This is a genomic window from Paenimyroides ummariense (assembly GCF_900115115.1).
Taxonomy (GTDB): domain Bacteria; phylum Bacteroidota; class Bacteroidia; order Flavobacteriales; family Flavobacteriaceae; genus Flavobacterium; species Flavobacterium ummariense.
In genome coordinates, this window is record NZ_FOVI01000017.1 from 39,687 (window position 1) to 59,677 (window position 19,991).

19 protein-coding genes are annotated in these 19,991 nt (G+C 33.5%); 18 read left to right on the forward strand and 1 reads right to left on the reverse strand.

The features are described from left to right. The 15 genes from BM253_RS11905 (at position 1) to BM253_RS11975 (ending at position 13,050) form a co-directional block, all read left to right on the forward strand. Complete coding sequence (locus BM253_RS11905) at positions 1-1,143, forward strand: N-acetyl sugar amidotransferase (RefSeq protein WP_091524462.1); 1,143 nt, start codon at positions 1-3, stop codon at positions 1,141-1,143. Beyond that, positions 1,140-1,754, forward strand: coding sequence for an imidazole glycerol phosphate synthase subunit HisH (hisH, locus tag BM253_RS11910; protein WP_091524466.1), 615 nt, complete (start codon positions 1,140-1,142; stop codon positions 1,752-1,754). Before BM253_RS11905 ends, hisH begins: the two co-directional genes overlap by 4 nt. Before the next feature lie 3 nt (positions 1,755-1,757). After that, entirely contained in the window at positions 1,758-2,519 is a 762-nt protein-coding gene (locus BM253_RS11915) for an AglZ/HisF2 family acetamidino modification protein (RefSeq protein WP_091524469.1), read from the forward strand. 5 nt (positions 2,520-2,524) lie between these two features. Continuing rightward, the gene (locus tag BM253_RS11920) at positions 2,525-3,559 is read left to right on the forward strand and encodes a polysaccharide biosynthesis protein (RefSeq protein WP_091524472.1); all 1,035 of its coding nucleotides are present in this window, start codon (positions 2,525-2,527) and stop codon (positions 3,557-3,559) included. Positions 3,560-3,574: 15 nt separating this feature from the next. After that, complete coding sequence (locus tag BM253_RS11925; protein WP_091524474.1) at positions 3,575-3,985, forward strand: WxcM-like domain-containing protein; 411 nt, start codon at positions 3,575-3,577, stop codon at positions 3,983-3,985. A 27-nt stretch (positions 3,986-4,012) separates the two neighbouring features. Next, positions 4,013-5,131 carry a polysaccharide biosynthesis C-terminal domain-containing protein gene (locus BM253_RS11930; RefSeq protein ID WP_091524477.1) on the forward strand — a complete coding sequence of 373 codons (1,119 nt, stop codon included), beginning with the start codon at positions 4,013-4,015 and terminating at the stop codon, positions 5,129-5,131. A gap of 41 nt (positions 5,132-5,172) precedes the next feature. Further along, positions 5,173-5,517: a four helix bundle protein gene (locus BM253_RS11935; RefSeq protein ID WP_091524481.1), complete on the forward strand. Its 345-nt coding sequence runs from the start codon at positions 5,173-5,175 to the stop codon at positions 5,515-5,517. Positions 5,518-5,582: 65 nt separating this feature from the next. Then, on the forward strand, positions 5,583-6,722 hold the full coding sequence (gene wecB, locus BM253_RS11940; protein WP_091524485.1) for a non-hydrolyzing UDP-N-acetylglucosamine 2-epimerase: 1,140 nt from the start codon (positions 5,583-5,585) through the stop codon (positions 6,720-6,722). Positions 6,723-6,727: 5 nt separating this feature from the next. Continuing rightward, on the forward strand, positions 6,728-7,939 hold the full coding sequence (locus BM253_RS11945; protein WP_091524489.1) for a glycosyltransferase family 4 protein: 1,212 nt from the start codon (positions 6,728-6,730) through the stop codon (positions 7,937-7,939). 70 nt (positions 7,940-8,009) lie between these two features. Further along, complete coding sequence (locus BM253_RS11950) at positions 8,010-8,594, forward strand: sugar transferase (protein WP_091524493.1); 585 nt, start codon at positions 8,010-8,012, stop codon at positions 8,592-8,594. Then, a complete protein-coding gene (locus BM253_RS11955; protein ID WP_091524496.1) occupies positions 8,587-9,561 on the forward strand; it encodes a formyltransferase family protein in 975 nt (324 codons plus the stop codon). Before BM253_RS11950 ends, BM253_RS11955 begins: the two co-directional genes overlap by 8 nt. Beyond that, positions 9,554-10,228, forward strand: coding sequence for a PIG-L deacetylase family protein (locus BM253_RS11960; RefSeq protein WP_091524500.1), 675 nt, complete (start codon positions 9,554-9,556; stop codon positions 10,226-10,228). The genes BM253_RS11955 and BM253_RS11960 overlap by 8 nt, the downstream gene beginning before the upstream one ends. 16 nt (positions 10,229-10,244) lie before the next feature. Next, entirely contained in the window at positions 10,245-10,886 is a 642-nt protein-coding gene (locus BM253_RS11965) for an acetyltransferase (RefSeq protein ID WP_091524504.1), read from the forward strand. Positions 10,887-10,898: 12 nt separating this feature from the next. Further along, positions 10,899-12,035 (forward strand): DegT/DnrJ/EryC1/StrS family aminotransferase, encoded by a 1,137-nt coding sequence (locus BM253_RS11970; protein ID WP_091524508.1) that lies wholly within the window; start codon positions 10,899-10,901, stop codon positions 12,033-12,035. A 142-nt stretch (positions 12,036-12,177) separates the two neighbouring features. After that, positions 12,178-13,050, forward strand: coding sequence for an aldose 1-epimerase family protein (locus tag BM253_RS11975; RefSeq protein WP_091524512.1), 873 nt, complete (start codon positions 12,178-12,180; stop codon positions 13,048-13,050). 426 nt (positions 13,051-13,476) lie between these two features. On the opposite strand, the gene BM253_RS11980 is transcribed toward BM253_RS11975, so the two are convergent. Further along, positions 13,477-13,728 (reverse strand): helix-turn-helix domain-containing protein, encoded by a 252-nt coding sequence (locus tag BM253_RS11980; RefSeq protein WP_091524516.1) that lies wholly within the window; start codon positions 13,726-13,728, stop codon positions 13,477-13,479. Positions 13,729-16,519: 2,791 nt separating this feature from the next. On the opposite strand from BM253_RS11980, the gene BM253_RS11985 reads away from it, so the two are divergent. The 3 genes from BM253_RS11985 to BM253_RS11995 all read left to right on the forward strand — a co-directional run bounded on the left by BM253_RS11985 (position 16,520) and on the right by BM253_RS11995 (position 19,745). Beyond that, positions 16,520-17,182, forward strand: coding sequence for a sigma-70 family RNA polymerase sigma factor (locus BM253_RS11985; protein WP_245758499.1), 663 nt, complete (start codon positions 16,520-16,522; stop codon positions 17,180-17,182). A 10-nt stretch (positions 17,183-17,192) separates the two neighbouring features. After that, a complete protein-coding gene (locus BM253_RS11990; RefSeq protein ID WP_091524520.1) occupies positions 17,193-18,290 on the forward strand; it encodes an IS200/IS605 family element transposase accessory protein TnpB in 1,098 nt (365 codons plus the stop codon). Between the two features lie 1,293 nt (positions 18,291-19,583). After that, on the forward strand, positions 19,584-19,745 hold the full coding sequence (locus BM253_RS11995) for a DUF1737 domain-containing protein (RefSeq protein WP_091524524.1): 162 nt from the start codon (positions 19,584-19,586) through the stop codon (positions 19,743-19,745). Positions 19,746-19,991: the final 246 nt, after the last annotated feature.

The window sequence follows — 19,991 nt, forward strand, 5'->3', positions numbered from 1 at the left end:
ATGAATACTAGACCATATCAAATATGCACAAAAACAATAATGGATACAACCGATCCAAACATTGTTTTTAATGAAAAAGGTGAAAGTGATTATTACATTAACTACATCAATGAAATCTTACCAAGTTGGAAGACTGGTGAAGAAGGTATGAAAGAATTAATGCTTACCGCAGATAAAATTAAGAAGGATGGTAAAAATCGTGATTTTGACTGTATTATAGGGTTAAGCGGTGGGTTAGATAGTTCCTATGTTGCCTATGTCGCTAAAGAGATTATGGGGTTAAGACCTTTGCTATTTCATGTAGATGCAGGATGGAATACCGATAAAGCTGTTGGAAATATTGAAAAACTGGTAAACGGTTTGGGGGTAGAATTATATACAGAAGTTATAAATTGGGAAGAAATGAAAGACCTACAAAGAGCTTTTTTTAAGTCTCAGATTGCTGATCAGGACATGCCTCAGGATATAGCATTCTTTTCAGGTCTCTATAAATTTGCAAAAAAGAATAAAATTAAATACGTTTTGACAGGTGGTAATTATTCTACTGAATGTTGTCGTGAACCAGAAGAATGGGGTGCGTACCCTGGGATTGATAAAAAGCTAATTAGTGATATTTATAAGAGATTTGGAAATAATAAATTAAAAACATTTCCTATTGTTGATATTATGCAATATAAATTGTATTATAAGTATGTATTAGGGATGGAAGTATTTAAACCATTAAACCTATTACCATATATAAAAGCTGATGCTGAAAAATTACTTTTCGAAAAATTTGGTTGGGAATCTTTTCAGCATAAACACCACGAATCAAGATTTACAAGATTTTATGAAGATTATTGGATGCCAAGAAAGTTTGGCTATGAAAAAAGAAGAGCTCATTTTTCAAGTTTAATATTAACAGGTCAAATGACAAGAGACAAAGCTTTAGAAAGGATATCAAAACCTGAGTTATCAGAAGAGTTCTTAATGAAAGAATTTGAGTATATAGCAGACAAATTAGATTTCACTAAGGATGAGCTACAGAGGTTGTTTCATGGAGAAAATAAGACATTTAACGATTATAAAAATAAAAGATCATTAATTGGGCTTGGTTCAAAAATGATGAGGAGTTTTGGTTTAGAAAAAAGATTGTTCAGATGATAACATTAATTGATTACGGTGTAGGTAATATTAATGCTTTTGTAAACGTGTATAAAAGGGTTGATGTTCCTGTGAAAATTGCGAAAACGAAAGAAGATTTAATTGAAGCGAAAAAACTGATTCTCCCAGGCGTTGGTCATTTTGATCATGCAATGACACAATTAAATAATTCGGGTATGCGCGACACATTAGATAAAATGGTCTTGGTGGATAAAATTCCGGTAATTGGAATTTGCGTTGGTATGCAGATGATGGCGAATAGTAGCGATGAAGGAACGATGGAGGGGCTAAAATGGATTGATGCATCGGTACGAAAATTTGATGAGTCAAAAATTAATCAGGTGACGAGATTACCTCACATGGGCTGGAATGATGTAAAGCCTGTTAAAGAAATCCCATTGTTTAATGGATTGGAAAAGGATGCCATTTTTTATTTTTTACACACTTATTATTTTGAATGTAATAATCCAAAGGATATTATGGCAGTTACAGAGTATGGTGGAGAATTTGCATCAGCTGCAAACCATGAAAATAAGTATGGAATACAGTTTCATCCAGAGAAAAGTCATTCGTATGGCGAAACTTTATTACATAACTTTGCAAAACTATAGTTTATGTTAAGACCTAGAATTATACCTAGTTTGTTAATCCAAGATAATGGATTAGTAAAAACAGTTAATTTCAAGAATCCAAAATATGTAGGAGATCCGATAAACGCTGTGAAAATTTTCAATGAAAAAGAAGTTGACGAGCTAGCTATTTTTGATATTGATGCAACAGTTAAAGGCTTAGACCCTAACTATAGTTTAATTGAACGTATTGCTAACCAGTCTAGAATGCCTTTGTGTTATGGAGGGGGCGTAAAAACGGTAGAACAAGCACAAAAGATCTTTGGTTTGGGTATTGAAAAGATTGCCTTGTCTTCATCTGTACTACAAAATCCAAAGTTAATCACTCAAATCGCTGACAGGGTAGGTGCTCAAAGTGTTATTGTGGTACTTGATGTAAAAAAGAAGTTGTTAGGCGGCTATGAAGTTTACACTCATAATGGAAAAAAGGCAACAGGAATTAATCCTTTTAAATTTATAGAAGATGCTCAAAGATTGGGAGCTGGTGAAATTGTCATTAATTCAATTGATCAGGATGGAGTAATGAAAGGTTTTGACATGTCTTTAATTGACAAGGCTCGAGAAAGATCATCATTACCAATGACTTTTCTTGGCGGGGCTGGAACTGTGGAAGACATAAAAAAAGTGATAGAGAAACATAAAATTATTGGTGTTGCAGTTGGTAGTTTGTTTGTTTTTAAAGGAAAGTATAAAGCTGTTTTAATTAATTACCCTAACAAATCAGAGAAAGATTTATTATTCAAATAATAACCATGAAAATACAAAATAAAGTTCTGTTAATAACAGGAGGCACAGGTTCTTTTGGAACAGCAGTGTTAAACCGTTTTTTACAAACCGATCATTTCAAAGAGATCCGCATTTTTTCACGTGACGAGAAAAAGCAAGACGATATGCGAAACTTGTACAAAAACGATAAAATAAAATATTATATTGGTGATGTACGAGATTTTTCAAGTGTAGAACCTGCAACTCGCGGTGTAGATTACATCTTTCATGCCGCAGCATTAAAGCAGGTTCCCTCTTGCGAGTTTTTCCCAATGCAGGCTGTAAAAACAAATGTTGAGGGAACTCAAAATGTAATTCGTGCAGCTGCAGCAAACAAAGTACAGAAAGTAATTTGTCTGTCTACAGATAAAGCGGCATATCCGATTAATGCGATGGGAATTTCCAAAGCAATGATGGAGAAAGTAGCCGTTGCAGAAGCAAGAAACCTTACAGATACAGTGGTTTGTCTTACCCGTTACGGAAATGTAATGGCTTCAAGAGGTTCTGTTATTCCTTTGTTTCTGAATCAGATTCAGAAAGGTGAGCCCATTACAATTACAGATCCAAATATGTCTAGATTCTTCATGTCATTGGAAGATGCTGTAGATTTGGTGTTATTTGCATTTGAACACGCAAATCCGGGAGATTTATTCGTAAATAAAGCTCCTGCAGGAAGCATCGGAGATTTAGCAAAAGCTTTAATTGAATTGACTGGTAAAGAAGTACCTGTAAAAGTGATTGGAACCCGTCACGGTGAAAAATTATATGAAACTTTATGTACTCGTGAAGAGATGATAAAAGCAGAAGATATGGGAGATTTCTACCGTGTACCTGCAGATAATCGTGATTTGAATTATGCTAAATATTTCTCCGAAGGTGAGGAAGAAGTTGCCCAAATTGAAGATTATCACTCACATAATACAGAACAGCAAGGAGTAGAAGGTCTTAAAAAACTGATTTCAACTTTGCCACTTATTCGTAAAGAAGTTTTCGGAGAAGATGTAATGCAATATCCTTACTAACCAAAATAGCAGTTAATGTTACTTCAGGGAAAGGCTCATCAGGATGATCGGGGAATTATTACATTCAATAATGAATTTGATGCATCTGAAATCAAAAGAATTTATACCATCGAAAACCATTCACCGGATTTTATTCGTGGTTGGCAAGGTCATAAAATAGAACAAAGATGGTTTGCCTGTATGAAAGGAAGTTTTGAAGTTTCGGTAATTGAGGTAGATGATTTCACAAATCCTTCAAAAGATTTAACAATTCAGAAATATCTTTTAAAAGATGATGTTTTAACTTACCTTCATATTCCTGCAGGTTATATCACTGCAATTCAGTCAAAATCTTTAGACAGTAAATTATTGGTTTTGGCAGACTACGGTTTAGGAGAAATTGCTGATGAATATCGATTTGATTTAAATTATTTTAATGAAAATTGATTATAATTAAAAAATAAAACATAACTCATGAAGAAAATCGGAATTACTGGTCAGAATGGTTTTGTCGGAAGACATTTATATAATACTTTGGGATTATCTCCTGAAGATTTTCAAAGAATTGATTTTCAGAAAGAATATTTCGAAGATGATACAAAATTAGATAAATTTGTTGCTCAGTGTGATGTTATTGTTCATTTGGCTGCAATGAATCGTCATGAAAGTGAACAGTTTATTTATGAAACCAATGTAGGTTTAGCTAAAAAATTAGTTGATTCATTAAAACGAACTGGCTCAAACGCTCATGTGATGATTTCCTCTTCTACTCAGGAAGAAAGAGACAATTTATATGGAAAATCAAAAAAAGAAGGAAGAGAAGCATTAGCAAACTGGGCTCAGGAAAATGGTGGTAAAATCACAGGATTGATTATTCCAAATGTTTTTGGAGCTTTCGGGAAACCTTTCTACAATTCATTTATCTCTACATTCTGTTATCAGTTGACACATGGTGAAACTCCAACGATTGCGACAGATGGAGAAGTGAAACTGATTTACGTTCAGGAATTGGTTGAAACCATTGTTAATGAAATTAAAGAAGGCAACAGCAAAACAGAATATTTTGTTGAACCTACAGCAATTAAAAAAGTATCTGAAGTTTTAGCCTTATTAAATGATTATAGAACAAAGTATTTTGACGGTGGAGAAATTCCGGTTATCAACGATTCTTTTGAACATAATTTATTCAATACGTATCGTTCATATATCGATCATAAAACGCATTATCCGGTGAAATTTACACAGCACACAGATCCTCGCGGAGCTTTTGTGGAGGTAATTCGTTTGGGGATTGGCGGACAATGTTCTTTCTCAACTACGGTTCCGGGAATTACACGGGGAAATCATTTTCATACAAGAAAAATTGAAAGATTTGCCGTAATCAAAGGAAAAGCTTTAATCCAACTTAGAAAAATTGATTCTGATGAGGTTTTAGATTTTTATCTGGATGGAAATGAACCTGCTTATGTTGATATGCCGATTTGGTACACACACAACATCAAAAACATCGGCGAAGAAGAATTATATACCATTTTTTGGATTAATGAAGCATTTAATCCGGAAAATGCAGATACTTATTTCTTGGAAGTTTAAGTTTTTAAAAAAGGTAAAAGGATAAAGGCAAAAGTAAAAATATGAAAGAAAATAGTTTATTGGGTAGAACTTTTGATTTTAGTGTGAATATTGTTTTATTTCTTAGAACTTTGCCTTATAACGATGAACTGAAGATTATTAAATATCAATTGATTAAATCGGTTACTTCGGTAGGCGCTAATTACGAAGAGTCGCAAGGTGCTTCATCTAAAGCGGACTTTAATAATAAAATCAGAATTGTGCTTCGAGAAGCCAGAGAATCAAATTATTGGTTACGTTTAATCGCAGCAATCGGTTACAATTCAGCAGAATTAAATAAATTATTACAAGAAAGTAAGGAGTTAAAAAACATATTTGGTGCAATTTTGTTAAAAGGTAAGCAGTAATTTTATTATTAAACCCTTAAAACTTTGCCCTTAAACTTTTAACCTTTGCCCTATAAAATTAAGACATGAAAAAACTAAAAGTGATGACGGTCGTCGGAACAAGACCGGAAATTATAAGATTATCAAGAGTACTGGATGCTTTAGACGCATCTGAAGCAGTAGAACATATCATTGTTCATACAGGACAGAATTATGATTACGAACTTAACCAAATCTTTTTTGAAGATTTGGGACTTCGTAAACCGGATTATTTCCTTGAAGCAGCAGGAAAAACAGCTACTGAAACTGTAGGGAATATTTTAATTAAAATTGATCCTTTATTGGAGGAGCTAAAACCTGATGCATTTTTAGTTTTGGGTGATACTAACTCTTGTCTATGTGCAATTCCTGCTAAAAAAAGACACATTCCTATTTTCCATATGGAAGCAGGAAATAGATGTTTTGATCAAAGAGTTCCTGAAGAAACCAACCGTAAAATTGTAGATCATACTTCTGATATTAATTTGACGTATTCTGATATTGCAAGAGAATATCTTTTAAGAGAAGGTCTTCCTGCAGACAGAATTATCAAAACAGGTTCGCCAATGTTTGAGGTTTTAAATCATTATTTACCTCAAATTGATGCTTCAAACGTTTTAGAAAAATTAAATTTAAAAGAAGGCAAGTTCTTTGTAATTTCTTCTCACAGAGAAGAAAATATCAATTCTGAAAAAAACTTCAGAGGTTTGATGGATTCTTTAAATGCAATTGCAGAAAAATATCAGTATCCTATCATCGTTTCAACGCATCCGCGTACTAAGAATATGATTGATAAAATGCAGATTGAAATGCGTCCCGAAATCCAGTTTTTAAAACCTTTGGGTTTCCATGACTATAATGCATTACAGAAAAGAGCGTATGCAGTATTATCAGATTCGGGAACAATTTCGGAAGAATCTTCAATATTGAACTTCAGAGCGCTAAATATTCGTCAGGCTCACGAAAGACCTGAAGCGATGGAAGAAGCAAGTGTAATGATGGTTGGATTATCTCCGGAACGTATCTTACAAGGTTTGACTCAGGTTTTACAACAAAAAGTAGGTGCTGAAAGAAACTTTAGACCTGTTTCAGATTATTCAATGCCGAATGTTTCAGAAAAAGTGGTAAGAATCATTATTTCTTATACAGATTATATTAAAAGGACGGTTTGGTCTGAAGAGATTTAATATTAATGAATATACTGTTTCTTACTTTAGCAAAAATTGATAGCTTACAGCAAAGAGGTATTTATCATGATTTGATGCGTGAATTTTCTAAGCATGGTCATCATTTGTATATTGTTTCTCCTTCTGAAAGAAGAGAGAAATTGAACACATCTTTGAAAGAAGAGGGTAATACCAAATTTCTTAATGTAAAAACATTAAATATTCAAAAAACTAATTTTATTGAGAAAGGATTTTCAACATTATTAATAGAGAAATTCTTCTCAAAGGCGGTAAAAAGATATTTTACTGATGTTAAATTTGATCTTGTAATTTATTCAACACCACCAATTACATTCACAAATCTTATAAAGTACATTAAAAAACGAGACGGAGCCAAAACCTATTTGTTGTTAAAAGACATTTTTCCACAAAATGCGGTAGATATGAAATTAATGTCAGACCGTGGTATTTTATATAATTATTTTAGAAATAAAGAAAAACAACTTTATAATATCTCAGATAAAATAGGATGTATGTCAAGAGCAAATATTGATTTTGTTCTCAAACACAATTCCAACGTAAACCAAGGTAAAACGGAAATCAATCCAAATTCAATTGAAATTCAAAATTTTAAAGAATTGACATTGGAAGAGAAATCGGAGATTAGAAAAAGATTTAAAATTCCCCTAAACAAAAGAACTTTTATTTATGGCGGTAATTTAGGAAAACCACAGGGAATTGATTTTCTTATCGAAACTTTACATCTTAAAATAAATGATGATGACATTTTTTTTGTAATTATCGGATCTGGAACCGAATATGAAAAAATACAAAAGTGGATTATTAAAAATAACCCTAAAAATGTACTTTTTCTACCGGCATTACCTAAAAAAGAATATGACTATTTGGTACGAGTTTGTGACGTGGGACTTATTTTTTTGCATAAAGAATTTACGATACCTAACTATCCATCTAGATTACTTTCCTATTTGGAATTTAAAATGCCTGTTTTAGCAGCTACAGATAAAAATACAGATGTAGGTTCAGATATAATTGAAAACAAATGTGGTTTATCTGTATATTCGGGGAGTATTGAGGAAATGGACAAAGCGATAAATGCCTTTAAGTTAATGGGTGAGGCTGAGTTTGAAATAATGAGGGAAAATAGTTCCAAATTTTTAATAAATAATTTTCAAGTTTACGAATCTTATATGAAAATTATTAATTCCGTATCATGAATTTTAATTTTAATCTATTTTTAATAAGTTCTGATAAAAGAAATAATAAATAACGAAATTAAAACTATCTATGTATAAGAAGTTTATAAAAAGGTTTTTAGACCTTATAGTTGCTCTCTCTGTAATAATTTTTTTATTTCCTTTATTTCTCATAATTTATATTTTGGTGAAAATCGATAGTCCTGGAAGATTTTTCTTTTTTCAGGATAGGTTAGGTTATCAGGGGAAAGTTTTTAAAATTTACAAGATCAGAACTATGTTTGATAAAGAAAGAGTTGCAGATCGAGAAATACTAAAAAATGATATTGAGGTTACAAAGATAGGGTACTATTTAAGGCGTTTTAAAATTGATGAACTTCCACAGATTATCAATGTTTTTAAGGGAGATATGTCTCTGGTTGGCCCTCGTCCTTGTTTACCCCAACAGTTGAAAGAATTTAATGAAGATGGAAAAAAACGTATTGAAGTAGTTCCTGGCTTGACAGGGCTTTCACAGGTAAATGGAAACATTCATCTGTCTTGGGAAGAAAGGTGGAAGTATGACAGGCAATATGTTGAAAAACAAAGCTTTATTCTTGATGTTAAGATTATTTTTAAAACTTTTTTAATTCTTTTCAATGGAGAAGATAAATACTTAAAGAGTCCCAATGTATAAAGTATTAGTTATAGGAGCGGTAAGCTCTACGGCACAAATTATAAAAAAATTAGCTGAATACAGCTTGGAAATTGTTGGAGTTTTAGGACATGAGCCAAGAAATAAGGAAAAAATATCAGGGTGGCAAGACTTAGCAAAATTAGCTGAAGTATTAAATGTTAACTATAAAAGTTTTACCAAAATCAATGACCAAGAAAATTTTTCATGGGCAATCGAGAAAAAACCAGACATTATTTTTGCGGTAGGTTTTTCTCAACTCTTGCATGAAGATTGGTTTTCTGTATCAAATATGGGATGTATTGGTTTTCATCCTACTAAATTACCACTTGGAAGAGGGAGAGCTCCTTTGGCATGGATTACTTTGGAGCAATCTTATGGTTCTGCCTCTTTTTTTCTTATGGGAAAAGGGGCAGATGATGGACCTGTCTTTGCACAATCCATTTTTAAAGTGGATGAAAATGATGATGCATCAACTGTAGAAGAAAAAATTCTTAACCATATTGATAAAGCTTTAGATGAATGGCTTCCTGATCTAAAAGAAGGTTTATGGAATCCTGTTCCACAATGTGATCATTTAGCAACTTATTATGGAGTGAGGAAAGAAGAGGATGGAATTATTAACTGGAATGATGATGCTGTTTATGTTAATCGACTAGTAAAAGCTGCAGCTAAACCGCATCCCGGAGCTTATACATATTTCAGAGATAAAAAACTAACGATTTGGTCATGTAAAATCGAAAAGGAAATGAAAATTAAGGGAGTCATTGGAAGAGTCCTACTAAAAAATTCAAGAAATGAGTTATTAATACAGACAGGTAATGGTATTCTTTGGGTTGAGAAATATTCATTCGAAAAAACTGATGTTACTGAAAATATTGTTATTAACGTAGGAGATAAATTAGGCTATAATATTGAAGATGAGATTTATAATATAAAAAAAATGTTAAAAAACTTTAGAAATGAATAGAGTAATTGTAGTGGCACCTCATGCTGACGATGAAATTATTGGTTGCGGTGCAACTATAGCTAAACATATACAATCTGGAGATGAGGTTGTTGTAATCATAGCGACAAATGCGTCAATAGGAGCTCCAGAACTTTTTTCTGTTGAGCAAATAAAAAATACACGATCTGAAGCGATTGCAGCACATCAATTTTTGGGAGTAAAAGAAACCATTTTTTTAGATTTTCCAGCACCTGCTCTGAATGCTTATCCTGAGTATAAAATATCCGTAGAAATATCTAAGATTTTTGTAAAAATAAAACCTACTCATTTGTATTTACCACATCCTGGAGATATTCATCAAGATCATAAGGCTATATATAGAGCTTCTTTGGTTGCTGCAAGACCTCAAGGCGAGAACAAGGTAGCAAATATATTTTGCTATGAAACTCTTTCTGAAACTGAGTGGACGCCAATGCAAGAGAAAGCTTTTGTTCCTAACTGTTTTGTAGATGTGACCGATGTTTTCTCAAAAAAAACAGAAGCTATGGCATTTTTTGGATCTCAAATAAAAAGCTTTCCACACTCTCGTTCTGTAGAAGCATTTAAAGCGTTGGCAATGTATAGAGGCTCAACTATAGGCGTTGAAAGAGCTGAGGCATTTGTTATAGAACGTCAAATAATTATTTAAAATTAACCTAAAACATATGAAAAAAATAGCAATTTTTGGAGCAGGTGGTTTTGGTAGAGAAGTTAAAACCATTATTGACGAAATAAATAAAGTAAAAAAGCAATATGATTTTGTAGGCTTTTTCGATGACGGATTCCAAAGAGGAATAATCAATGGCTTTCCAGTTTTGGGTGGAGTAGCGGATATCAATCAGCTTCAAGAAAAATTTGCAATAGTAATTGCAATTGGCGATCCAAAAACCAAGGCAAAAATTCACCAAATAATTACCAACGAGCTTATAGAGTACCCCAACATTATTCATCCAAAAGCAATGATTTCGGATGATTATGTTGAAATAGGAATCGGAAACATCATTACGGCAGGCTGTATCATTACCTGCAACATCAAGATCGAAGATTTTGTAATTCTAAACCTAATGTGTACTGTCGGGCACGACACAACCATAAAATCGTATGCCTCGTTCATGCCTTCGGTAAATATTTCTGGCGAAGTAATAATCCACGAAAAAGTATATGTAGGGACAGGTGCAAAAATCATCAACCAGTTGGAGATTGGGCAAAATACAATCGTAGGAGCTGGAGCCGTTGTGGCTAAGACATTACCAGAAAATTGTACGGCAGTGGGAATACCAGCAAAGACAATTAAATTTCACGAATAAAAATTAAATATAATGCAAAATAAAATATGGCTTTCTTCCCCACACATGGGCGGAAGCGAACAAAGATATGTAAACGAAGCTTTTTATGCTAATTGGGTAGCACCATTAGGACCAAATGTTGATGGCTTTGAAAAAGACTTGGAAAGTTTTTTAAATGCAGATGTTAAAGTAGCGGCACTTTCTGCTGGTACGGCAGCATTGCATTTGGCATTAATTGAATGCGGTGTAGCGTATGGTGACGAAGTAATTTGTCAGTCTATGACCTTTTCTGCTTCTGCAAACCCGATTGCGTATTGCGGGGCAACTCCGGTATTTATCGACTCTGAAAAAGACACTTGGAATATGTGTCCAACTGCATTACAAGAAGCAGTTGAAGATCGAATTTCAAAAGGTAAAAAGCCGAAAGCTATCATTGTTGTACACTTATATGGAATGCCGGCTAAGATGGATGAGATAACTGCCATAGCGAATAAATACGGTATCACAGTTATTGAAGATGCAGCTGAAGCTTTGGGTTCTACTTACAAAGGAAAAGCGTGTGGAACATTTGGTCGTTTTGGAATATTGTCTTTTAACGGTAATAAAATCATTACAACTTCAGGAGGTGGCGCTTTGGTTTGCCATACACAAGAAGATAAAGATAAAGCCGTATTTCTTTCAACACAGGCTCGTGACAATGCACCGCATTACCAACATTCGCATATTGGATATAATTACCGAATGAGTAATATTGTTGCAGGAATTGGACGTGGACAAATGGAGGTATTACCAAGCAGAGTAGAAGCACGTAGGAAAATGCACGATTTTTATGTGGAAGTTTTTAAAGATATTGATGGAGTAGATGTATTTACAGAACCTTCTTCAGATTTTTATTCAAACCACTGGCTTTCGGCAATCACAGTAAATCCAGAGATTACTGGTAAAACCAGAGAAGATTTACGTTTAGCCTTTTTAGAGGACAATATTGAATCACGTCCGCTATGGAAGCCAATGCATTTACAGCCTGTTTTTGCTAATGCACCTTATTACGGAACAAACATAGCCGAAAAATTATTTGATGACGGTTTATGTTTACCATCTGGGTCTAATTTAACCGATGAAGAGCGCGAACGTATCGCTTCAAAAATAAAAGAAGTATTTTCAAAATAAATTAAATCGACCGTATATTGCGGTCGTTTTTTGTCTTACCCACATACATAACCCTTTGAAGGGGACAGGGAGATGTGGAGAAATAAGAATTTAATAGTTTAATCATTACAATATACGTTTTACACTATACAAAATAAAAAAAATGATCTATTATTTAGAAAATCAAAATCTTAAAATAGCTGTTGCCCTAAAAGGAGCAGAATCAAAATCAGTCTTCAACAAAGTATCTCAGCAAGAATTACTATGGCAGGCTGATCCAGAATTTTGGGGAAAGTCAAGTCCGGTATTGTTCCCCATTGTCGGTACTTTGAAATATGGAAAATATATATATCAGGGAAAAGAGTATCATTTACCGCGACACGGTTTTGCACGAGATTATGATTTTAAACTAGAGGAGGTTAAAGAATCGCAACTGATATTTTCTCTGGAAGCAACAGCTGAAACACTGGCACTATATCCGTTTTTATTTAAGTTACTTATTATTTATAAATTAACTGCAAATAGTTTAAAAGTAACATACAAAGTTGAAAACTTGTCGGGTGATGAAACCATGTTTTTTTCATTGGGGGCACACCCTGCGTTTAATGTTGGTAGTAACGCAGATGATTTCTCGAGTTACACATTGCAGTTCAATAAAGATGTTACTTTAAATCCAAATATTTTGCAAGGTGGATTACTTACTACAGATAAGAATAGTATTTCATTAAATAACAAAAAACTTCAATTAAATTATGAGATGTTCGAAAATGATGCGCTGGTACTGTTAGATATAAAATCCGACAAAATCACTTTGTTAGGAAATGATGATGAACCTATTTTAAACTTTGAATTTGAAAACTTTCCTTATTTTGGAATTTGGACGGTGAAAGATTCTGGCTTTGTTTGTTTAGAACCGTGGGCAGGCGTTGCCGATTTTGAAGATCATAATCAGCAGTTGACGGATAAATTTGGCATAAATATGCTTCAGCCTAATGAGATTTGGTCCGCATCTTTTACCGTTACTGTTGCTTTATAATACTGAATAACTTGGAATTAAGGATAAAATATTATTGACTTTGATAATTGCTGCAGTTACAAATTATTATAGTGCTACAGCAAAATTTTGTGATCAGGCGAAAATTACGTTTTGTAGCGTCAAGAGAAAAGCGCACCAACAATAGACTGCTGATGCGCTTGACTTAACCAAAAAAAACACTTATGAGTTGTAAATATAATACTAATTATATGATAAAAAAAGCACTCTTAAAAAAATAAGAGTGCCAGTTCATAAATTAGGTCTTTGTTCTTGCGTTAGATTAAATATACAAATTATCATCTATGTAAGCCAAAGTATTGTAATCTTTAATCTAAAACCAACTGCTGATTGAGAGGAATTAGAGGTTAATTGTTTAATATTTTTATTAAGGCAAAAATTTGCTCAAAACTTTTGCATTCCATTTACTTAGTATTCAGTTTTATATCTATTTATGTCAAAATCAAAGTTAAATAGCTCCTTTGGATGAATATTCAAAGCAGTAGCAAACTTCATTAAAGTTTTTAAAGTTAGGTTTTTTTTTCCTTTCTCATGTTTACTGACATCTGCAGTATCTATACCTGTTAGGAACGCAATATCATTTTGAGTCTGTTTATTTTTAATTCTAATATCATGTAGCTGTTTACCAATAAGTATTTGTAAATCTTTTGTAATATCCATTTTGCTGTATTATATATAGCAAATTGCATTTTAAAAATAAAATATTTATTGGATTATAATCCAATATTAAAATAATTGTATATATTTGCTATTCAATTACAGCATAGTTGTAATTTTGCAATACTTTATATAGAAAATATCAAGCTATTGCTTAGAGTCTCGTCATTGAAAACTGGTAATTTTTAGACACACGAGATGATAAGTAGATTAGCTCACGACCATGGCGTGAGCTCACTTATCTGTGTGTGGGTATACCAGTACCTCAATGGCGGATATGTTGAGTTTCACGCCTTTTTTGCTTTTTACTCAACCTTTTGCCGGTTATGGTGCTGTGTACAGGCACTAATTATTGTTTGTTTAGTCGTTTAGTCGTGGATACCGAGGGTCGGGACGAGATTTGTTAATCGTTGATTCGTTTATTTGTTTAATTGTTGATTCCGATGGGCGTGACGAGATATGTTTAATCGTTTAAATGTTGATATTGAGATTGGGACAGGTTGTGTAATTATCTGTACATCCCCCTGCCCCCCTTCAAAGGGGGAATCTTTTGAAGGTTGATTTTGAGATTGGGACGAGATTTGTCGAATTGTTAAATCGTAGAACCGTTTAATCGTTTAGTCATTGATGCCGTGAACGGGACAAGATATGTTTAATTGTTTGTCGAATCGTAGAACCGTTTAATTGTTTAATTAACCTAGTTCAGTCGCTGCGCTCGAGTGTTGATTTTGAGATTGGGAAAAGTTGTGCAATTATTAGTACATCCCCCTGGCTCCCTTCAAAGGGGGAATCGTTTGAAGGTTGATTTTGAGATCGGGACGCAATGTGGTAAATCGTTTAGTCGTTTAGTTGTGTAATCGTTTAATCGTAGAACTGTTACTGAGTTCTTTCGGTGTATAATTTTAACAGGATTTAATTAAAAATAGGTGCAGTTATTTTAGGACGGGTCACCGAAAGATTTTCGGAATATCAACTGCGGGGATACTAAGTAGATAGTGTATGGATACTGTATGGATAGTGCATGAAACACATTTTCGGAGAAATAAGTAAAAAACAGTGGTTTATTCTAAATTTTTAAATTTAGATAGAAAATAAGGAAAATTTAAAAAAGTGAAAAATGGTGTTTTTAGAAGTTTAGACAGGTAAATATAACGAATAAAAAACAAACGGAGGAAATACCGTTTTTAAAATTGGTTTTTGAACTATAAATGCAATTTGTTCTTGAGGAAAAATTTTATTCATTAAACCTAATTCAGAAATCTTTTTTCTTTTGACCGCAAACCGTAAGGTTCACGGCTTCCAAGCTGTAAAATAATGCTTTGGACGTAAAAGAAACAAAACTCTTGAGCGTCACTACTCGTGGTCAATTAACGCCTCAATAGCGAAATCAAATAAACTTGCTTTTTCAAAGCTTCGGACAACATTTGATTTTACGCTATTTTCATCGAATCGACGCTCACTGCGTTGTGAATGCTCAGTTTTAGATTGTAGTTAATAGAATTATTGGATTTTTGATTGAAAACGGAATAGACTAAGTAGGAGAATCGAAGCGCCATTATCAGTGAAACGAGCGTTGACAAGTTGAAGTGAGCGCAAAATCATAAGGGAGCGAAGTGACGTTTTTATGATTTAGCTTACAAAACGTAGTCGACCGTTTTAATGATACGGCAAGATAAAAAAAAAGATTTTTGCTTCTTTTCATCGGAAAAGAAGAGAAAAATCGAAATATATCAATCAGGAACAATGGGGATTGTGAGTTGAAAGAGAGCTTTTTATTACCAAAGCGTACGCTTCTCCTCTTAATATCAAATGTTCAAGATGACAGATTAAACGAAAAATTGTAGTAAGATAAAACAAAACAAAAATGTAAAATATATGAAGATAAATCTTACAGCTAAAAAACAATTACAACATACAAAAAGTTAGCTGCGTAAGTCATGGGCAAAGCACATAACAGCTTCTAAACCATAATAGATTAAATGTTAATATAGTTAGTTAAGTGAAGTAGTTAAAGCCCCTGGGAGCGTTATGTGCCGAAGCTCTGAATTATTATAGGGAATGCCGATAAGAGAATCAGCTTACTGTCACCCCTTGCCTGACAAGGGGTCTCACAAGAAGCTTAAAAAAACAAACGCAGTTTTATTTTTTTTTCTTTTGGTCGCAAAAGAAACAAAACTCCTGAGCGTCACTACTCGTGGTCGATTAACGATTTAATAGCGAAATCAAATAAACTTGCTTTTTCAAAGCTTCGGACAACATTTGATTTTACGCTATTTTCATCGAATCGACGCTCACTGCGTTGTGAATGCTCAGTTTTAGATTGTAGTAATTTGTATTATTGGATTTTTGATTGAAAACGGAATATACTAAGTAGCAGAATCGAAGCGTCATTATCGTTAAAACGAGTGTCAATTGATTGAAGAATACGTAAAAGAATCGGGTAGCTTTGCTACGATTCGATTCTTTAGCATTCAAAATTTAGATTGACCGTTTTAATGATACGGCAAGATAAAGAAAAAGAGATTTTTGCTTCTTTTCATCCGAAAAGAAGAAGAATTAAGAAACAAATTGTAATTGTAAAAACCGAATTATTTGTTAGAAACTAAATTAAAAAGTTTATACCTACAAGGTTTTTAAAACCTTGCAGGAGAGAAAACACAACTTGTATAATATAAAACCCCACTATTATGCCACAAAAAAACTTTGAATTACTAAAAAAAAAAGCGACCCTGCAGCATTAGAAAAAATTCATGCCCTATACAACAGACGGATCTTTTGGATAGGCAGAAGGATAATAGCTGATGATTATGAGGTGGAAAACCTGGTACAGGATACTTTTCTAAAACTATGGGATTGTCGCGAAAAAATACAAGACCCAATGCATATCCTTTTTTTCTTGCAATATGTGATTAAGAAATCCTGCTTGTCGCATTATAACAAACCTAGGAACAAATTTTTTAGGAAGGTAGGGTCATTGGAAAGCTATGAAAACTTTCAGAACTATCTTGCGGGTTACGATCCCGCTGATGTAGTGGAAAACCTAAAGGATCAAGAATCTCAACAAAAAATGTTCGATCTGGTAACCAGTGTATTGCCGCTCATTAAGCCGGAACGGAAGCACCTTATCAACCTTTGTCTGAAATATGGTTTTAGGTACAAGCATATTGCACAGGTTATGGGTAAAAGTACTAAACAAACGGTAGACGAGGTAAATAGAGCGATTGAAGATATAAAAAAAATAGTTGCTGTAAGAAACAGGAACGAGAAGAAGTTTAAACCAGAATTGGAGCAGAAAGCAGTTAGTGAAAGGCAGTCACAGGTTTTAAAGCTGCGCTGTGAAAAGAAATTTTCATTTGCAGCCATCGCCGAACAACTCAACCTTTCCCAAAAGCAGGTGCATGAAGAATTTATGGCAGCCTATAAGTTTGCGCAGCAGCATAAGTTACAGTCACTTTAAATCTGATATCATGAGTAAGACAACAATTAAATTAACTAGGAAGATAGAGCTAAACATCGATCTTCCTACAAAAGAACAACGTAAAGAGGTATGGGAAAAGCTGTACAGGTGGCAGAATATATACTGCAGGGCGGCCAACCTTACAATGAGCCACCTGTACGTACAGGCGATGATTAAAGATTTTTTATACCTGACCGAAGGAATAAAGTATAAATTGGCAGATGAAAAGAAAGATCCAAACGGCATGCTGCAATGTTCGCACAGTAGTAGTATCTACAGGATGCTGAGTCAGCGGTTCAAAGGCGAAGTACCGACGAAAATACTAAATCATGCTAATTACGAGTTGATGAATAAGTTCAAAAAAAATTATATGGACTACGTGAACGGTAAACGTTCTTTAGACAATTTCAAATCTAACACAGTTTTTCCATTCGGTATCGAAGGTTTTAAAAGATTTAAGTATAACGAGGAAATTAAGGCGTTTAGTTTTCGTCTCTATTCGGTGCCGTTTAAAACCTTTCTGGGTAGGGGTTTTACTGAAAAGTACAAACTGCTGCAGCAACTTTTAAGCGGAGAAGTAAAACTTTGTAGGTCGCGTATAAAATTAGAAAAAGGTAAAATCTATTGGTTGGCGGTATTTGAAATCCCAATAGAAGTACATTGCCTAAAGCCCGATGTGGTTGCTGAAGCTTCTTTATCGTTAGAGTATCCTATTTCGGTAAAGGTAGGTAGGAAGAGATTGGACATTGGTAACAAGGAAGAGTTCTTACACCGAAGGCTGGCAATACAGGCTGCGTATACACGAACCAGAGAATCGGTTAAGTACTGCAGGGGCGGACACGGAAAGAAACGAAAATTGAAGGCGTTGGACAGGTTTAAAAATTTGGAAGCTAATTACGTTTCAAACCGCCTGCATGAGTATAGCAGAAGGCTGATTGATTTTTGTATTAAACATCAGGCAGGAACATTGGTATTATTAGATATGCAGGAGAATACAGATATAGCAAAAGAAGAACAGTTCGTCTTGCGTAACTGGAGTTATTACGAACTAATAAACAAAATAAAATATAAAGCTGAAAAGGCGGGTATTGAATTGATTACTACCTAATAAACAATATATTAAGGATACATTTACACCCGTAAGGTGAGGTTGTTGGTACATACTCACGGAATGCACAAAGCATATACAGCTAGAAATATTAATTAAAAAAAAGGCTAACCTTAAAGAAAAAGAAGTACAATTAATAACTAGTTTAATCGTGATCAATAACAAAGCACAGCAGATTACTGATATGATAATTGGAAAAATGAAACTGTTGTGAATAATAATATTTGAGGGTGCCTGTACACCCGTAAGGTGAGGTGGTTGATACATACTCACTGAATGCATAAGGCATATACAACAAATATAACAATTAAAAACTCACCCTAAAGCAAAGGAAGTACAATTAATAGCTAGTTTAATTGTAATCAATAACAAAGCACAGCAGATTACTGATATGATTATTGGAAAAATGAAACTGTTGTGAATAATAATATTTGAGGGTGCCTGTACACCCGTAAGGTGAGGTGGTTGATACATACTCACTGAATGCATAAGGCATATACAACAAATATAACAATTAAAAACTCACCCTAAAGCAAAGGAAGTACAATTAATAGCTAGTTTAATTGTAATCAATAACAAAGCACAGCAGATTACTGATATGATTATTGGAAAAATGAAACTGTTGTGAATAATAATATTTGAGGGTGCCTGTACACCCGTAAGGTGAGGTGGTTGATACATACTCACTGAATGCATAAGGCATATACAGCAAAGATAACAATTAAAAACTCACCCTAAAGCGAAGGAAGTACAATTAATAGCTAGTTTAATTGTAATCAATAACAAAGCACAGCAGATTACTGAAGTGATTCTTGGACAAAAGCAGAACCTGTTGTGAGTAATAATATTAGAGGGTGCCTATACACCCGTAAGGTGAGGTTGTTGGCAAACAATCAATGAATGCGTACGGCAGATATAACAGAGAATATTTAGAGTTTATTAATGGAAAGCTTTTGTCAAGTATATGTAGCTCCGTAGTGGTTCAAAACAACAATAGTTAGTGTATACTTAATTACGAAGCTATATTGAAATACAGTATGTATAGGGATATAATATTTTGAGAGTGGTTGTACACCTATATAGTGAGGTTGCGGGTAAAAAGTCACTGAATGCAGTAAGAATATAAAACTCTGAAAAAACTTATAAAAATAAATAAGAACCTTTAAAAGCCTTACAAATACATTTTTCACAGAAATAGTTAAAGTGTTTAAAAATAGTTAATTATAACGTTCTGCGTTTTCTAAATTAATAATTATTATTATTTTTGAAATAACTTACCAACATAATTATTAAATGGAATGTCACGTATTAACTGCGTCAAGGGTTAAAGACCTTGAAAGACAAACTAAAAATGCACTACAGGATGGTTGGCAGCTTAACGGCTCATTGTCGGCTATTGAAATTCCTACAAGAAACAGTTCAAAAACGGTGTTTTATCAGGAAATTAAAAGATAATTGTTTAATCAACAGGCTGCAAAGCCTGTTTTTTTATGTTTTGTATCCACTTGATTAAAAGGATCAGAAGAGAAAATTTTTCAGTCACTAATCTTAAATAAATACGGAATATAACAACAATTCCCGGTTCCCTTGCTGTTAAATGAGCTTCCGATAACTATGGTTTTTCAAAATAAAAAATGTTAAAATTCTCACTGTTTTTTTTACGAATAATTTAATAATTTTACGTTGGAACAAACAAATAAG

Excerpts from the sequence above, each read along its gene's own strand:
- BM253_RS11930 (WP_091524477.1), top strand. The coding sequence starts at position 4,013 with ATGAAGAAAATCGGAATTACTGGTCAGAATGGTTTTGTCGGAAGACAT.
- BM253_RS11920 (WP_091524472.1), top strand. The coding sequence starts at position 2,525 with ATGAAAATACAAAATAAAGTTCTGTTAATAACAGGAGGCACAGGTTCT.
- BM253_RS11990 (WP_091524520.1), top strand. The coding sequence starts at position 17,193 with ATGAGTAAGACAACAATTAAATTAACTAGGAAGATAGAGCTAAACATC.
- BM253_RS11950 (WP_091524493.1), top strand. The coding sequence starts at position 8,010 with ATGTATAAGAAGTTTATAAAAAGGTTTTTAGACCTTATAGTTGCTCTC.
- BM253_RS11915 (WP_091524469.1), top strand. The coding sequence starts at position 1,758 with ATGTTAAGACCTAGAATTATACCTAGTTTGTTAATCCAAGATAATGGA.
- BM253_RS11925 (WP_091524474.1), top strand. The coding sequence starts at position 3,575 with ATGTTACTTCAGGGAAAGGCTCATCAGGATGATCGGGGAATTATTACA.
- BM253_RS11970 (WP_091524508.1), top strand. The coding sequence starts at position 10,899 with ATGCAAAATAAAATATGGCTTTCTTCCCCACACATGGGCGGAAGCGAA.
- hisH (WP_091524466.1), top strand. The coding sequence starts at position 1,140 with ATGATAACATTAATTGATTACGGTGTAGGTAATATTAATGCTTTTGTA.
- BM253_RS11960 (WP_091524500.1), top strand. The coding sequence starts at position 9,554 with ATGAATAGAGTAATTGTAGTGGCACCTCATGCTGACGATGAAATTATT.
- BM253_RS11955 (WP_091524496.1), top strand. The coding sequence starts at position 8,587 with ATGTATAAAGTATTAGTTATAGGAGCGGTAAGCTCTACGGCACAAATT.
- wecB (WP_091524485.1), top strand. The coding sequence starts at position 5,583 with ATGAAAAAACTAAAAGTGATGACGGTCGTCGGAACAAGACCGGAAATT.
- BM253_RS11975 (WP_091524512.1), top strand. The coding sequence starts at position 12,178 with ATGATCTATTATTTAGAAAATCAAAATCTTAAAATAGCTGTTGCCCTA.
- BM253_RS11965 (WP_091524504.1), top strand. The coding sequence starts at position 10,245 with ATGAAAAAAATAGCAATTTTTGGAGCAGGTGGTTTTGGTAGAGAAGTT.
- BM253_RS11945 (WP_091524489.1), top strand. The coding sequence starts at position 6,728 with ATGAATATACTGTTTCTTACTTTAGCAAAAATTGATAGCTTACAGCAA.
- BM253_RS11980 (WP_091524516.1), bottom strand. The coding sequence starts at position 13,728 with ATGGATATTACAAAAGATTTACAAATACTTATTGGTAAACAGCTACAT.
- BM253_RS11995 (WP_091524524.1), top strand. The coding sequence starts at position 19,584 with ATGGAATGTCACGTATTAACTGCGTCAAGGGTTAAAGACCTTGAAAGA.
- BM253_RS11935 (WP_091524481.1), top strand. The coding sequence starts at position 5,173 with ATGAAAGAAAATAGTTTATTGGGTAGAACTTTTGATTTTAGTGTGAAT.
- BM253_RS11905 (WP_091524462.1), top strand. The coding sequence starts at position 1 with ATGAATACTAGACCATATCAAATATGCACAAAAACAATAATGGATACA.